11 protein-coding genes and 3 pseudogenes are annotated in these 14,955 nt (G+C 71.8%); 8 read left to right on the top strand and 6 right to left on the bottom strand.

Annotated elements, in window-relative coordinates:
* Window positions 1–284 precede the first annotated feature (284 nt).
* Complete coding sequence (locus tag ACWD1U_RS27105; RefSeq protein WP_451111312.1) at window positions 285–1,715, bottom strand: cation:dicarboxylate symporter family transporter; 1,431 nt, start codon at window positions 1,713–1,715, stop codon at window positions 285–287.
* Between the two features lie 160 nt (window positions 1,716–1,875).
* A pseudogene (locus tag ACWD1U_RS27100) lies at window positions 1,876–2,124 on the bottom strand (hypothetical protein); the annotation flags it as partial.
* Window positions 2,125–2,379: 255 nt separating this feature from the next.
* Here ACWD1U_RS27100 and ACWD1U_RS27095 point away from each other — a divergent pair.
* The 4 genes and pseudogenes from ACWD1U_RS27095 (at window position 2,380) to ACWD1U_RS27080 (ending at window position 7,032) form a co-directional block, all read left to right on the top strand.
* The gene (locus tag ACWD1U_RS27095) at window positions 2,380–4,302 is read left to right on the top strand and encodes an ABC transporter transmembrane domain-containing protein (RefSeq protein WP_451111310.1); all 1,923 of its coding nucleotides are present in this window, start codon (window positions 2,380–2,382) and stop codon (window positions 4,300–4,302) included.
* Window positions 4,299–6,080 carry an ABC transporter ATP-binding protein gene (locus ACWD1U_RS27090; protein ID WP_451111308.1) on the top strand — a complete coding sequence of 594 codons (1,782 nt, stop codon included), beginning with the start codon at window positions 4,299–4,301 and terminating at the stop codon, window positions 6,078–6,080. The genes ACWD1U_RS27095 and ACWD1U_RS27090 overlap by 4 nt, the downstream gene beginning before the upstream one ends.
* A gap of 213 nt (window positions 6,081–6,293) precedes the next feature.
* Window positions 6,294–6,764, top strand: coding sequence for a DUF5709 domain-containing protein (locus ACWD1U_RS27085; protein ID WP_451111306.1), 471 nt, complete (start codon window positions 6,294–6,296; stop codon window positions 6,762–6,764).
* Between the two features lie 24 nt (window positions 6,765–6,788).
* Window positions 6,789–7,032: pseudogene (locus ACWD1U_RS27080) on the top strand (type B 50S ribosomal protein L31).
* Window positions 7,033–7,081: 49 nt separating this feature from the next.
* Here the strand turns inward: ACWD1U_RS27080 and ACWD1U_RS27075 are convergent.
* A complete protein-coding gene (locus ACWD1U_RS27075) occupies window positions 7,082–7,876 on the bottom strand; it encodes a metal-dependent hydrolase (RefSeq protein WP_403581918.1) in 795 nt (264 codons plus the stop codon).
* 145 nt (window positions 7,877–8,021) lie between these two features.
* Here ACWD1U_RS27075 and ACWD1U_RS27070 point away from each other — a divergent pair, with 145 nt between their 5' ends.
* The 3 genes from ACWD1U_RS27070 (at window position 8,022) to ACWD1U_RS27060 (ending at window position 12,471) form a co-directional block, all read left to right on the top strand.
* Window positions 8,022–10,535, top strand: a complete 2,514-nt coding sequence (locus ACWD1U_RS27070) for a DEAD/DEAH box helicase (RefSeq protein ID WP_451111304.1) — start codon at window positions 8,022–8,024, stop codon at window positions 10,533–10,535.
* Window positions 10,536–10,572: 37 nt separating this feature from the next.
* Window positions 10,573–11,445: an acyl-CoA thioesterase gene (locus ACWD1U_RS27065; protein WP_451111302.1), complete on the top strand. Its 873-nt coding sequence runs from the start codon at window positions 10,573–10,575 to the stop codon at window positions 11,443–11,445.
* A 129-nt stretch (window positions 11,446–11,574) separates the two neighbouring features.
* Complete coding sequence (locus tag ACWD1U_RS27060) at window positions 11,575–12,471, top strand: DMT family transporter (RefSeq protein WP_451111365.1); 897 nt, start codon at window positions 11,575–11,577, stop codon at window positions 12,469–12,471.
* Between the two features lie 120 nt (window positions 12,472–12,591).
* On the opposite strand, the gene ACWD1U_RS27055 is transcribed toward ACWD1U_RS27060, so the two are convergent.
* The 3 genes from ACWD1U_RS27055 to ACWD1U_RS27045 form a co-directional block, all read right to left on the bottom strand.
* The gene (locus tag ACWD1U_RS27055) at window positions 12,592–13,377 is read right to left on the bottom strand and encodes an Fpg/Nei family DNA glycosylase (RefSeq protein WP_451111300.1); all 786 of its coding nucleotides are present in this window, start codon (window positions 13,375–13,377) and stop codon (window positions 12,592–12,594) included.
* Window positions 13,378–13,387: 10 nt separating this feature from the next.
* Window positions 13,388–13,759 (bottom strand): VOC family protein, encoded by a 372-nt coding sequence (locus ACWD1U_RS27050; protein WP_451111298.1) that lies wholly within the window; start codon window positions 13,757–13,759, stop codon window positions 13,388–13,390.
* 245 nt (window positions 13,760–14,004) lie between these two features.
* Window positions 14,005–14,415: a roadblock/LC7 domain-containing protein gene (locus ACWD1U_RS27045; protein ID WP_451111297.1), complete on the bottom strand. Its 411-nt coding sequence runs from the start codon at window positions 14,413–14,415 to the stop codon at window positions 14,005–14,007.
* Between the two features lie 114 nt (window positions 14,416–14,529).
* On the opposite strand from ACWD1U_RS27045, the pseudogene ACWD1U_RS27040 reads away from it, so the two are divergent.
* Window positions 14,530–14,916 (top strand): annotated as a pseudogene (locus tag ACWD1U_RS27040) (PPOX class F420-dependent oxidoreductase); the annotation flags it as partial.
* Between the last annotated feature and the right edge of the window lie 39 nt (window positions 14,917–14,955).

The raw sequence follows: 14,955 nt of genomic DNA, 5'->3' as shown, positions 1-14,955 counted from the left end.
GGTGCCGGTGGAGCGCCGCTGACGGCCCACCGCTGCCCGCCCTGGACGGCATGACCACGCAGGGTTGTTCACGCGGGTGAGGGGCGGCATGCCCCGGAATGAGGTGCGACCGCGGCGCTGGACGAGGGCGGGGAGGGGCGGGCCGGCGTGTCTACGCCGATCCGGCAGGGCATTCGTTCTGCCTGATGCGGCACGGAACGCGTCGCCGACGTTCCGGCCCGCACGCAAGGCCGCGGCCGCCACTTCTGTCGGAACAGTGGCGGCCGTGACGGGTCGACGGGCGGTCAGCCGGCCTCGGGGGCGGGTTCCTTCGCCTTCGGTCCGGGGAACTCCGGCACCGGCGCCTCGATGACACCGCCACCGGCACTGGCGCCGGCGAGGCCCTTCACCCCGGCACCCTCTCCGTCGTCCTCCGGTCCGGCCGCGACCTCTCCGTCGAGCGTCTTCCTCGCCCGCTCGATGTCCAGCGCCCCCTCCCAGCGGGACACCGCGAAGACGGCGACGCAGTTGCCGAGCAGGTTGGTGACGACGCGCATCGAGTCCATGATGCGGTCCACGCCGAGCAGCAGGGCGACGGCTCCTGCGGGGATCGCCCCCAGGGAGGAGGCGGTCGCGGACAGGGCCAGGAACGCCGATCCGGGGATGCCCGCCATGCCCTTGCTGGTCAACATCAGCACCAGGACCACGGTGATCTGCTGCCCCGGACTCAGGTCCACGCCCACCGCCTGGGCGATGAACAGCGTGCCGATGGACAGGTAGAGCGAGGCGCCGTCGAGGTTGAAGGAGTAGCCCGTCGGGAGCACCAGGCCCACCGCGTCGTCGCGGGCGCCGGCCCGGCGCAGCTTCTGCATCACGCGCGGCATGACCGACTCGGTGGACGCGGTGCCGAGCGCGAGCAGCATCTCCTCGCGGATGTAGCGCAGGAACTTCCACAGGCTGAGCCCGGTCACCACCCGCAGGGCGACGGCGAGCAGGGCGATGAACAGCGCCGCCGCGGCGTAGCAGAGCACGATGAGCTCGGCGTACTTCTTCATCACGCCTAGGCCGTAGTTGCCGACCAGGTGGGCCATCGCGCCGAACACCGCGAGCGGGGCCAGTCGCATGATGAAGCCGACGACCGCGAAGACGATCTCCTGGGCCTGTTCGATCGCGGGCAGGATCTTCGGCACCTTGGTGTGCCCGAGGTGCAGCAGGGCGGCGCCCACCAGGCAGGCCAGGATGAGGACTTGGAGCAGCTCGTTCTCGGCGAAGGCCCCGACGAAACTCTGCGGCAGGGCGTTCAGGACGAACTCGGCCGTCGTGGGCAGATGACCGCCGCCCGTCGTCTCGTCCACCGCCGCGGCGTTCAGCGAGGAGGGGTCGACGTTCATGCCCTTGCCGGGGCCGACCACGTTGGCGGCGACGAGACCGATCACGAGGGCGGCCGTGGAGGCGACCTCGAACCAGATCAGGGCCTTGACCCCGATCCGCCCGAAGGCCTTCAGGTCACCCGCCTTGGCGATGCCGACGACGACCACGCAGAACACCAGCGGGGAGATCACCGTCTTGATGAGGCGGGTGAAACCGTCGCCGAGCGGCTGGAGAGCAGTGGCCGTTTCCGGCCACAGCTTTCCGACGATGATTCCGAGGACGAGCGCGCAGAGGACCTGCACGAAGAGCGAGGTGCGCAGGGTGCGTGCGACGCGCCGCGGCAGGGACGGTACGGACGGTGGCACGAGGCCTCCTAGGGGAACGGGACACCCAGAAGCCGGAGGGGACTTCTGCTATACGGAAAGTGCTTTCCGTGAGCGAACACTCTGGAGGCTGTCTTGATCGCGTACAAGACCGCAACGTTTCAGCCATGTAAAAAGCCGGGCGTGAGGCGCGTCACACGCGTTCGACGACGTTCCCGGTGAGCATCTCGACGTCCCCGCGTTCGCGGCAGGCGTCGCTGTAGCGCGTGACGTCCTTCTCCACGGACCCGTCGCGGAACTGGGCCTCGGCGACGGTGACTTCACAGGACGCGCCCGACGGCGGCCTCTCGACGGGCAGGGCGGCCGTGACCGGGTCGTGCCAGTCGGTGCCGAACTCGGCGGAGACGTCGGCGGCATCGGCGGGGCCGGCTCCGAGGAGGGCACTCGCCAGGAGGGTCGCTCAGGCAAGCATGGACATGACGATCTGGCTCTTCATGGGCGGTGCCTACGGGGAGGCCGACGCCTCCGCACTGAGCACAGGTCGGCCGAGGCGGCCGTGCTCCCCCTGTCGGCCGGTTCCGGCCGGTTGACGGAAAACCTGTTGCCCCCGGCCTCGTGGCGACGCGAACCTGTCACGGTTTGCTGCCTTCAGCCCGCTCCTTTTTCCCGCCTCCTCCCCCTCCCTGACACGAGCCACTGGGACGTCATGCAGATTCAAGACCTTCCGTACCCCGACCCGGGCGTGCCGGACGCGCGTTCTGGTCCCCGCTTCCTGTGGTGGCTCTTCCGGAATCAGCTGGGCGGGCAGCTCAAGGCGCTCGCCTGGGGACTGCTGCAGTTCGGCTCCGTGGCCGCGCTGCCGTTCTGCGTCGGTGTCGCCGTGCAGGCCGTCGTCGACCGCTCCGGCTCGCGGCTCGCCCTGGCGGGCGGCCTGCTGGCGCTGGCCTGCGTCGGCAGCGCGGTCGGCGACGCCTTCCTGCACCGCGCCGCCGTCACCAACTGGATCACGGCGGCCGCCCGCGTCCAGCAGCTCCTCGCCCGCAAGGCCTCCCAGTTGGGCTCGGCGCTGACCCGGCGCGTCGCGGCCGGTGAGGTCGTGGCCGTCTCCACGAGTGACGTCGAGAAGATCGGCTGGTTCGTGGAGGCCCTGTCCCGGTTCACCGCGGCCGTGGTCACCGTCGTGCTGGTCTGCGTCGGCCTGCTCGTGTACCAGCCGGCCCTCGGCGTGGTCGTCACCGTCGGCCTGCCCGTGCTGGCGCTCGCCGTGCTGCCCCTGCTGCCCCGCGCCACCCAACGGGCGGACGTCCAGCGCGAGAAGGCCGGACGCGCCACCGAACTCGCCACGGACACCGTCGCCGGCCTGCGCGTGCTGCGCGGCATCGGCGGTGAGGAACTGTTCCTCGACCGCTACCGCCGCGCCTCCCAGGAAGTCCGCCACGCGGCCGTGCGCACCGCCCGCATGTGGTCGCTGATCTCCGCGATCCAGGTCCTGCTGCCCGGGCTGCTGCTCGTCGCCGTCGTCTGGCACGGTGTGCATCTGGCGGGCCAGGGCCGGATCACGGTCGGCGAAGTGGTCACCGTCTACAGCTCGGTCATGATCCTCACCTATCCGCTGCGGCACTTCGAGGAGATCGCCATGGCGTACTCCTTCTCCCGGCCCTCGGCCACACGGGCCGCGGGTGTGCTGTCGCTGGAGCGGGCCACGGACGCCGCCGGGTCGCGTGCGGCCGACGCGCCCTCCGGGGAGCTGTACGACCCGGAGACGGGGCTGCTCGCGCCGGCCGGCCGGCTCACAGCCGTGGTGTGCGGCGACCCGGACGCGGCGGGCCTGCTGGCCGAACGGCTCGGCGGGCACCCCTCGCAGGAGGGCACCTCGGTGCTGCTGGGCGGACTGCCGCTCGACGACCTCCCGCTGGACAGTGCCCGTACCGCCGTCCTCGTCCAGGACAAGGATCCGGTGCTGCTGTCGGGCACGCTGCGCGAGCTGCTCGACGTACCCGCCTCGGGCGACGTGCAGCCGGACGACGCGCTGGCTGCGGCGCAGTGCGACGACGTGCTGGCGGCGCTGGTACAGGGCTCGCTGGACGCCGCCGGCCCCATGGACGCACGGATCACCGAACGCGGCCGGTCCCTGTCCGGCGGTCAGCGCCAGCGGCTCGCGCTCGCCCGGTCGCTGATCACCGACCCGGAGGTGCTCGTCCTGGACGAACCGACCTCGGCCGTCGACTCGCACACCGAGGCCCGAGTCGCCGAGGGTGTACGGGAGTTGCGCGCGGGGCGCACGACCGTGGTGTTCACCTCCTCCCCGCTGCTGCTGGACCGGGCCGACCGGGTGGTGTTCCTGCACGAGGGCGAGGTGGCGGCGGTCGGCACCCACCGCGAGCTGGTACACAGCGAGCCGCGGTACCGGGCAGTGGTCACCCGCGAGACCGACGACGAGGCCACCCTGCGCGCACGGGCCGGCGGGGTCGTTCGTGACGACGTACCGCACGAGGACGCCGCACTCCACCAAGACGGCGTACTCCGCACGGACGCCGCACCGCACGAAGACGACGTACTGCGCGAAGACGGCGTACTGCATGAAGGCGGCGTACTGCGCGAACTGGAAGAGATCGAGGAGAAGGCATGATCGGCGTCGCGCCACCGGCGTACGACCCGGCGGCCCCGACGACGGCGAACACCCTGCCGGTCGGTGCCCCCGCGACCGTCCGCGCCTACGTGGTCGAACTGCTGCGCCGGCACCGCCGGGCGTTCCTGCTGCTGGTCGCCGTCAACACGGCGGCCGTCATCGCCTCGATGGCCGGTCCGTGGCTGCTGGGCGGGCTTGTGGAGCGGGTGTCCGACGGGACCCGGGAGCTGCGGCTGGAACTCACCGCGGGGCTCTTCGTGGCCGCGCTGGCCGTGCAGGCCGTGTTCGTCCGTCAGGTGCGGCTGCGCGGGGCGATGCTGGGCGAGCGGATGCTGGCCGACCTGCGCGAGGACTTCCTCGTCCGGTCGGTCGGGCTGCCGCCCGGAGTGCTGGAGCGGGCCGGGACCGGGGACCTGCTGTCGCGGATCACGACGGACATCGACCGGCTGGGCAACGCGATGCGCGAGGCCGTGCCGCAGCTGTCGATCGGCGTGGTGTGGGTGGTCCTGCTGATGGGCGGACTGGTCGTCACGGCGCCGCCGCTGGCGCTCGCCGTACTGCTCGCCCTGCCGCTGCTGATCATCGGCTGCCGCTGGTACTTCCGGCGGGCGCCGGCCGCCTACCGTTCCGAGGCCGCCGGGTACGCCGCCGTGGCCGCCGCGCTCGCCGAGACGGTGGACGCCGGGCGCACCGTCGAGGCCCACCGCCTCGGCGACCGGCGCATCGCGCTGTCGGAACGCCGGATCCGGGAGTGGACCGCCTGGGAGCGGTACACGCTCTGGCTGCGGTCGGTGCTCTTCCCGGTCATCAACGTCACCCACTTCACCGTGCTCGCCTCGGTCCTGATGATCGGCGGCGTGTTCGCCCTCCACGGGTGGATCGACGTCGGCCAGCTCACGACCGGCGCGCTGATCGCCCAGATGCTCGTCGACCCGGTCGGCATGATCCTGCGCTGGTACGACGAGCTGCAGGTGGCGCAGGTGTCGCTGGCCCGGCTCGTCGGGGTCCGGGACATCGAGCCGGACGAGGGGGATCACACGGTGGCACCCGAGGGACGCCACGTGCACGCCGACCGGGTGCGCTTCGGCTACCTGGAGGGCGTGGACGTCCTGCGCAAGGTCTCCCTGGAGGTCTCCCCCGGCACCCGGCTGGCCCTCGTCGGCCCCTCGGGTGCGGGCAAGTCCACGCTGGGCCGGCTGCTCGCCGGGATCTACGCGCCCCGGGACGGCCGGATCACGCTGGGCAGCGCCGAGCTGTCCCGGATGCCCGCCGAGCGCGTCCGTGAGCACGTCGCGCTCGTCAACCAGGAGCACCACGTCTTCGTGGGGTCCCTGCGCGACAACCTCCGGCTCGCCCGGACCGGGGCCGTCGACACCGAGCTGTGGGCGGCGCTGGGCGCGGTCGACGCGGACGGCTGGGCCCGGGCGCTCGACGACGGTCTGGACACGGAGGTCGGCTCGGGCGGCCTGGCGCTCACTCCCGCGCAGGCCCAGCAGATCGCGCTGGCCCGCCTGGTGCTGGCCGACCCGCACACGCTGGTCCTGGACGAGGCGACGTCCCTGCTCGACCCGCGCGCCGCCCGCCACCTGGAACGCTCCCTGGCCCGAGTGCTGGACGGCCGTACGGTCGTCGCCATCGCCCACCGGCTGCACACCGCGCATGACGCGGACGTCATCGCGGTGGTCGAGAACGGCCGGATCAGCGAGCTGGGCAGCCACGACGAGCTGGTCGCGGCGGACGGGGCGTACGCGGCCTTGTGGAGGTCCTGGCACGGATGAGGGGCGGGGACGGAGGCACCGTCCGAGCGGCCTGCGATCCTTGGCGTTGCGCAGTCCCGAGGCTCGGTGGAAGGCTGGAATCAGGCACCGGCTCGGGGAACGCCCGGGAACCGCGGCAGTGGTTCGGCGACGGGCGCGCCAGTGCTCCGTGCGTGGCGGCGGCCCGGCGCGGCCCGGTGAGAACGGGCCCGTCCCCACCCCCTGGAGGTACCCGTGAACAGCTCCGACGGCTGGGGAGACGACGTCTACCAGCCGGATCAAGACGAGCAGAGAGAGGACACGGGGCTGCTCGACGCCGAGGACACCCTGGAGTACGACGGCGTCGACGATCCCCTCGACCGGGGCTGGTCCCCTCCGGAGCGGCCCTGGGCGGTCGAACACCTCGGCGTGACGGCGGCCGAGCGGCAGCGGGGCGAGACGCTGGACCAGCGGCTCTCCGAGGAGCTGCCGGAGACCGTCGCCCCCGACGGTGACGGCCTCGGGGACTGCGCGGGCACCGACGGGGAACTCCTGGACAACGAGGTCGGCGCGGCCCGCTCCGGCCGCCTCGTGGCACCGGACGAGGGCGCCCACGAGGACGAGGAGGCCGCGCTGGTCGCCATGGACGTAGGCATCGACGGTGCCGCGGCGTCGGCCGAGGAGGCCGCCGTGCACATCGTCGACGAGGACGCCCTGTCCGGCTGATCGCGGTACCGGCCCGAGCCGCTGGTGCAGCAGGACGAGCACCCCGACCAACCCCGTCGTCTTCCGACCGCGCCGCCGGTCGCGCGTTCCTCACCCGGCCCACCACGACCCAGCCAGCGACCAGACCGTCGATGGGGACGGCGAGACATACCCGGCCGTGGACGCGGAGATCTCCTCGGAGAGCCACCCCTTCTGCATGGGCAAGGCCCGCACGGTGGACACGGAGGGCCGCGACGCGGCGTTCGAGCGGCGGTACGGCAGCGGCTGAGAAGGACGTTCCGCCTGGGCGGCCCCCTCACGTGCGGACTCGGGCGCGTTCAGATCACGTTGAGCGCCGCCGCGCAGCCCACCCCGCCGAGCAGCATGAACACCGGCATCAGCACCTTGAGCTCGACCCAGCTGCCGGCCCGGAAGCGCATGACCTTGGGCGGCCCGATCGGGTACCAGCGCTTGCGGCCGACGGGGATGGGCCACAGGATCGGGCAGCCGGAGACGGTGAGCGCGTCCCCGATGTCGTGCACGATCGCGCCCAGCACGACCGGCAGCCCCAGCCACAGGTACTCCTGGCCCGGCGCGGTGAACAGCCAGTCCGCGCCGTTGCCCGGCTTGTCCAGGACGCCCGCGAGGATCCAGGCGGTGGTCGCGGCCAGCAGCCACACCAGGACCTCGCTGCTGGAGCCGCGCGTCGCCCGCCACAACAGGCCCTCGATGGCCAGGACCATGTGCACGAAGAGGATCGCCAGCACCCCCCAGCGGTCGCTGGTGATCGCCACGGCCGAGGTGCCCGCACCGATCAGCACCGCCCACAGCCAGGTGTGCGTGAGCGTGCGGTGCCCGCCGGAGCGGCGCGGGTCGCCCTGCTTCTTCGTGGCCTTGTAGACGGCGTAGGACAACTTGTCGACGATCTCGCACAACCAGCGCGACACCGGTCCGAAGGACCGGGAGATGGTGGCCGCCTTGTGGTCGAGGTCCGGGGCGAGGGCGGCACCGGCGCAGATCAGGGCGCCGACGAGGAGGACCGGCCAGGGCATCGGGTGCCCGGCCGCCGCGGCGGCGGCACCGACGCCGAGCCAGGCGGCGGCGCCCGACAGTGAGTGTGCTGGTCCCATCATGGCCGTGGCCCGCCCCATTCCTCATGTGCCGCTGTCCAGTTGACCGGGTGCGCTGACGTCCCGTCGGCGCCCCAGCGTAGCGCTGGTGATCTTCGGGCCCACAGCCGATTCCCGCATCGGGCACGGGGCCAGGCAAGATGGGGGCGTGACCCTCATCGATCAGCTGCCGCGGACCGCCGACCCCGACGCCCTGTACGAAGCCTTCGAGTCGTGGACCGGCGAGCGGGGGCTCACGCTCTACCCCCACCAGGAGGAGGCGCTGATCGAGGTGGTCTCCGGCGCGAACGTGATCGTGTCGACGCCCACCGGCTCCGGCAAGAGCATGATCGCGGCGGCCGCCCACTTCGCCGCCCTCGCCCGGGACGAGGTCACCTTCTACACCGCCCCGATCAAGGCGCTGGTGTCGGAGAAGTTCTTCGAACTGTGCAAGATCTTCGGCACCGAGAACGTCGGCATGCTGACCGGCGACGCCTCGGTCAACGCCGACGCCCCCGTCATCTGCTGCACCGCCGAGGTGCTCGCGTCGATCGCGCTGCGCGACGGCAAGAACGCGGACGTCGGCCAGGTCGTGATGGACGAGTTCCACTTCTACGCGGAGGGCGACCGCGGCTGGGCCTGGCAGATCCCGATCCTGGAGCTGCCGCAGGCACAGTTCGTGCTGATGTCGGCGACACTCGGCGACGTCTCCTTCTTCGAGAAGGACCTCACCCGCCGCACCGGCCGCCCGACGGCGGTGGTCCGCTCCGCGACCCGCCCGGTGCCGCTGTCCTACGAGTACCGCTTCACCCCGCTCACCGAGACGCTCACCGACCTGCTTCAGGCCCGGCAGGCACCCGTCTACATCGTGCACTTCACACAGGCGCAGGCCGTGGAGCGGGCGCAGGCGCTGATGAGCATCAACATGTGCTCGCGTGAGGAGAAGGAGCAGATCGCCGACCTGATCGGCAACTTCCGCTTCACCACCAAGTTCGGCCGCAACCTCTCCCGTTACGTCCGGCACGGCATCGGCGTGCACCACGCCGGCATGCTGCCCAAGTACCGGCGTCTGGTGGAGAAGCTGGCGCAGGCCGGTCTGCTGAAGGTCATCTGCGGCACGGACACACTCGGCGTGGGCGTCAACGTGCCCATCCGCACCGTGCTGTTCACGGCCCTCACCAAGTACGACGGCACCCGCGTACGCACCCTGCGCGCCCGGGAGTTCCACCAGATCGCGGGCCGTGCCGGGCGGGCCGGTTACGACACGGAGGGCTTCGTCGTCGCACAGGCGCCCGAGCACGTCGTGGAGAACGAGAAGGCCCTCGCCAAGGCCGGCGACGATCCGAAGAAGCGCCGCAAGGTCGTCCGCAAGAAGGCCCCGGAGGGCTTCGTCGCGTGGTCGGAGCAGACCTTCGAGAAGCTCATCGCCTCCGAACCGGAGCCGCTGAGCTCCCGGTTCCGGGTGACGCACACCATGCTGCTGTCGGTGATCGCCCGCCCCGGCAACGCCTTCGAGGCGATGCGCCACCTGCTGGAGGACAACCACGAGCCGCGCAAGCAGCAGCTGCGCCACATCCGCCGGGCCATCGCCATCTACCGCTCGCTGCTGGACGGCGGCATCGTCGAGAAGCTCGACGCCCCGGACGCCGAGGGCCGGGTCGTCCGCCTCACGGTCGACCTCCAGCAGGACTTCGCCCTCAACCAGCCGCTGTCCACGTTCGCGCTCGCCGCGTTCGAGCTGCTCGACCCCGAGTCGCCGTCGTACGCGCTCGACATGGTGTCCGTCGTGGAGTCGACGCTCGACGACCCGCGGCAGATCCTCGCCGCCCAGCAGAACAAGGCGCGCGGCGAGGCCGTCGCCGCGATGAAGGCCGACGGCGTCGAGTACGAGGAGCGCATGGAGCGCCTCCAGGACATCACGTACCCGAAGCCCTTGGAGGAGCTGCTCTTCCACGCGTACGACACGTACCGCAAGAGCCACCCCTGGGTCGGCGACCATCCGCTGTCGCCGAAGTCGGTCATCCGGGACATGTACGAACGGGCGATGTCCTTCACCGAGTTGGTGTCCCACTACGAGCTGGCCCGCACCGAGGGCATCGTGCTGCGCTACCTGGCCAGCGCCTACAAGGCCCTCGACCACACCGTCCCGGACGACCTCAAGTCGGAGGACCTCCAGGACCTGATCGAGTGGCTGGGCGAGATGGTGCGCCAGGTCGACTCCAGCCTGCTGGACGAGTGGGAGCAGCTCGCCAACCCGGAGGAGATGACCGCCGAGGAGGCCCAGGAGAAGGCCGACGAGGTCAAGCCGGTCACCGCCAACGCCCGCGCCTTCCGGGTTCTGGTCCGCAACGCCCTGTTCCGCCGCGTGGAGCTCGCCGCCCTCGACCAGGTCGGGGAACTGGGCGAGATGGACGCGGAGTCCGGCTGGGACGCCGAAGCGTGGGGCGAGGCCATGGACCAGTACTGGGACGAGTACGACGACCTCGGCACCGGCCCCGACGCCCGCGGCCCGAAACTGCTGATCATCGAGGAGGAGCCGGAGAACGCCCTGTGGCGGGTCCGGCAGATCTTCCACGACCCGAACGGCGACCACGACTGGGGCATCAGCGCGGAGGTCGACCTCACCGCCTCGGACGCGGAGGGCCGCGCGGTCGTCCGCGTCACCGACGTCGGCCAGCTGTGACCGGCAGGGCAGCAGCGAGCACAGGAGAATCCCACCCATGACGACGAATCCGGCCGAGAGGCTCGTCGACCTGCTCGACCTGGAGCAGATCGAGGTCGACATCTTCCGCGGCCGCAGTCCGCAGGAGTCCCTGCAGCGGGTCTTCGGCGGCCAGGTGGCGGGCCAGGCTCTGGTCGCCGCGGGCCGCACCACGGAGGGCGACCGCCCCGTGCACTCGCTGCACGCGTACTTCCTGCGCCCGGGCCGGCCGGGCGTGCCGATCGTCTACCAGGTCGAGCACGTGCGCGACGGGCGGTCGTTCACCACTCGGCGGGTCACGGCCGTGCAGCAGGGCCGGACGATCTTCAACCTCACGGCCTCCTTCCACAAGCCGGAGGAGGGCAGCTTCGAGCACCAGCTGCCGCCCGCCCGCAAGGTCCCCGACCCCGAGTCCCTGCCCACGGTCACCGACGAGATCCGGGAGCACCTGGGCTCGCTGCCCGAACAGCTGGAGCGGATGGCCCGCCGCCAGCCCTTCGACATCCGCTACGTGGACCGGCTGCGCTGGACCACCGAGGAGGTCCGGGACGCCGAACCGCGCAGCGCCGTGTGGATGCGCGCCGTCGGACCGCTCGGCGACGACCCGCTGGTCCACACCTGCGCCCTCACCTACGCCAGCGACATGACCCTCCTGGACGCCGTCCGCATCCCGGTGGAGCCGCTGTGGGGCCCGCGGGGCTTCGACATGGCGTCGCTGGACCACGCCATGTGGTTCCACCGTCCGTTCCGCGCGGACGAATGGCTGCTGTACGACCAGGAGTCGCCCATCGCGGTCGGCGGCCGTGGTCTGGCCCGGGGCCGGATCTACGACCTGGAGGGCCGGCTGGTCGTATCGGTCGTGCAGGAGGGGCTCTTCCGGAAGCTGGGCTGACCTGGCACTTCGCCGATCGCGGGCCCGGCGCCTTCGGGTCTCCGATCGCGCCCGTGGCCCGCTCCGGTGACCATGTCAGGAGAAGGCCCAGCCGGCGTCGCACGCCCGCCGATCCAGGAGGTGACCGCGCTGCACACCGTGTTCCCCGTCGTGTTCGCCGTCTGCGCGGCCCTCAGCAACGCCGTCGCGACGGTGCTGCAGCGCAAGGCGGCGCTCACCGTGCCGAGCTCCCAGGGGTTCCGGGCCGGGCTGCTCGTCGATCTGCTGCGGCGGCCCGTCTGGCTGGCCGGCATCCTCGCGGTGATCGCCGCCGCCGTCTGCCAGGCGCTGGCGCTGGCGACCGGGCCGCTGACGATCGTGCAGCCGCTGTTCGTGCTGGAGCTGCCGCTCACCCTGGTCGTCGCGTCGCTGCTGATGCACCGGCATCTGCCGGGAGCGGGCTGGCTGGCCGTGGCGGTGGTGGTGGCCGGACTGGCGGTCGCCCTCGCCGCCGCCTCCCCCGCCGGCAACCGCACCCATGTGTCCCTGGACCGCTGGATCCCCGCACTCGCCGTGTGCGCGGCGGCGGTCGTCGCCCTCTCCCTCACGGCCCTGCGTCGCCCGGAGGGCCGCGCCCGGGCGGCATGCCTGGGAACCGCGACGGCCATCAGCTACGCGGTGACCGCCGCCCTGATGAAGGCCGCCATGCACATCCTCGACGACCAGGGACTCGTGGGCTTCCTCACCAGCTGGCAGACCTATGCCTTCGCCGTCACCGGCGTGTGCGCGCTGTTCCTGCTGGAGAACGCCATGCAGGCCGGCCCGCTGGTCGCCTCGCAGCCCGCGCTCACCCTCGGTGACGCGCTGGTGAGCCTCACCCTCGGCATCCTCCTGTACGAGGAGACCATCCGCTCCGGGTGGTGGCTGGTGCCCCAGCTGTTCGGCGTCGCGCTGATCGCCGCCGGGGTCCTCACGCTGGCCCGGATCCCGTTCGCCCAGTCGCTGGTGGCTCCGGACGAGGAGCGCCGGAAAGCGGCAGCGCCCTGAGAGCGAGAAGGCCACAAGCAGAGCCCCGGTGACAGGCCGGGCGGAGGGCATAACGGTCCGACCGCGCTCGGCGACCGCCTCCTGTCGGCTGGTTTGCCCGTTGTCGCCCTCTGGCTCGGTTCAGCCGTCCGGCTGGCACCGCGGGCACCACACCGTGCCACGGCCTGCCAGCCGGGACCGGCGCAGGCCGGTGCCGCAGCGCGGGCACCTCGGGTCCGGGTCGTCGCGGTGCCCGGTGAGCCAGGAGTCACGCGGCGGCACGCAGCCAGCGGTGACCGATGAGCGCAGGGTGCGCCGCATCTCGCTGTAGAGGAGACGACGGTCGGCCTGGGTGAGATCACGCGCCGGACGGTCGGGGCGCAGGCGCGCCCGCCACATGATCTCGTCGGCGAGCAGGTTGCCGAGCCCGGCCAGAACCGACTGGTCGGTGAGCGCCGTCTTGAGCACGCCGCGCCGTGCCGCGAGCACGCTCTCGAACTCCGCCCGCTCCACCGCCAGCGCGTCGGGGCCCTGCCGCCCGAGCAGCCGGTCGATGTCGGACTCGTCGTGGGCCAGCCAGAGCCCCTGGAGTTTGCGCTGGTCACGGAAGCGCAGCTGGCGGCCACCGCCCAGGGTGAACAGCACCCGGTCATGGGCCTCGACGGCGTCGTCGGACTGCCCGCAGACCAGCCGGCCGGTCATGCCGAAGTGCAGCACGAGGGTGGGCCCGCCGGTGCGGGCGAGCAGCCACTTTCCGTGCCGCTGCGGCGTGCCGAACCGCCGCCCCTCCAGCGCGTCGCGCAGCCGCCTCTCGTCGACCCCGTGCAGGACACCCGCGTCCCGCACGTCGACGTGCCGGATGACGCGCCCTTTCGCGCAGGACTCGAGCACCTGCCGGAAGCCCTCGACGTCGGGGAGTTCGGGCATGACCGGGGCGTCAGGTTTCCTGGAGGACGGACAGCACGTTCCCCGCCGGGTCCGTGAACCAGGCGATCAGCGGGCCGCCGCCACGGAAGATTCCCTTGTCGTCCGTCTTGAGGTGGTCGTAGCGCTCGAACCGCACGCCTCTCCTGCCCAGCTCCTCGACCGCGGCCTCGATGTCGTCGACGGGGAAGTTGAGGATGGTGAACGTCGCCGGGGTGTGGTCCGGCTTGGGGTAGACCAGGGTGTCCCGGTCCCCCGCGATGTGCAGGATCAGCATGCCGTGCTCCTCCGACACCCGGAGCCCGAGCGTGTCGCCGTAGAACCTCCTGGCCGCTTCGATGTCGTTCACGGAGAAGCCGCTGTACGCCTTCGTGGTACGGAACATGATCGCCTCCTGGGCACAGTGTCCTCGGAAGTCCGACCGGTGCGCATCCGGAAACTCATCGGTAGCCCGTCGGGATGTCGCGGCGCCGCGGGGCCACCCCGCGGACTGCCGGCCCCTGGAACCTGGTCGGTCTCCCCCGGGAGCGACGGCTCACGCCCTGTGCGATCGCCGGAACAGACGGAGCCGGTTCACCGCACTGCGTGGTCAGCTTGTGAGAAACCCACAGGGGATGACGAACCTGCGGGTCAGAGGTCCGTGCTCGGCTTCTCGGGATGGCGTGCGTCCACGTCGAGGTGCTCGCCGACCCGGTTGACCAGAAGTGTCATCTCGTACGCGATCCGGCCGATGTCGGCCTCCGCGCCGCTGAGGACGCACAGACAGCTGCCCGTGCCGGCCGCGGTGACGAACAGCACCGCGTCGTCGAACTCGATCATCGTCTGGCGTACGCTGCCCGCGCCGAAATGCCGCCCTGACCCCTTGGCCAGGCTGTGCAGTCCGGACGAGACGGCCGCGAGGTGCTCTGCGTCCTCGCGGCGCAGTCCGGTGCTCGCCCCGGTCACCAGGCCGTCGTTGGACAGGACCAGTGCGTGCCGCACCTCGTGGACGCGTTCGGTCAGGTCGTCCAGCAGCCAGCCGAGTCCCTGGTTGTGCGCCATGTTCCGCTCTCCCCGTTTTCTCCCCGTGCGATTCTCCTCCTTGCCGGAGGATCTCCACGCCAGCCTTCCCCAGGACCGCGGCCGGGGCAAGGAGGAAGGGAGCCATGGCAGAAGATGACCGACGCGCGAAGGGCGGGAGTTGGTCTCCCACGGCACCCGCACCGGACGGCAGTCCACGGTCCGGGGCCGACGGCAGCCCGCACGTGCCCCCGGTGCAATGCGTGATGGACGCGGACGAGCTGGGGTTCGACACCGCCGAGGACAGCGTGGAGGGGCGCAACCTCGTCCGGGACGGCCGGGTCGCCCTGTGTGTGGACGACGACCGGCCGCCGTACTCCTTCGTGGTGCTGTGGGGCTGCCGCGTCTCGGAGGACCTCGACGAGATACGGCACCGGGCCACCCGCGTCGGCGCCCGATACACGGGCGAGGAGCGCGCCGAGGAGTTCGGTGCCCGCAGCGGCGTCCCGGGGCGAACTCCTCGTCCGCGTCACCATCGACCGGTCTCCGGCGGTGCGCTACGCGCGGACCGACCGCCGGGCA

This window comes from Streptomyces sp. NPDC002788, assembly GCF_053592115.1.
The sequence above is the reverse complement of the archived record's forward strand: the minus strand, read 5'-3'. Positions and strand labels throughout refer to the sequence as shown.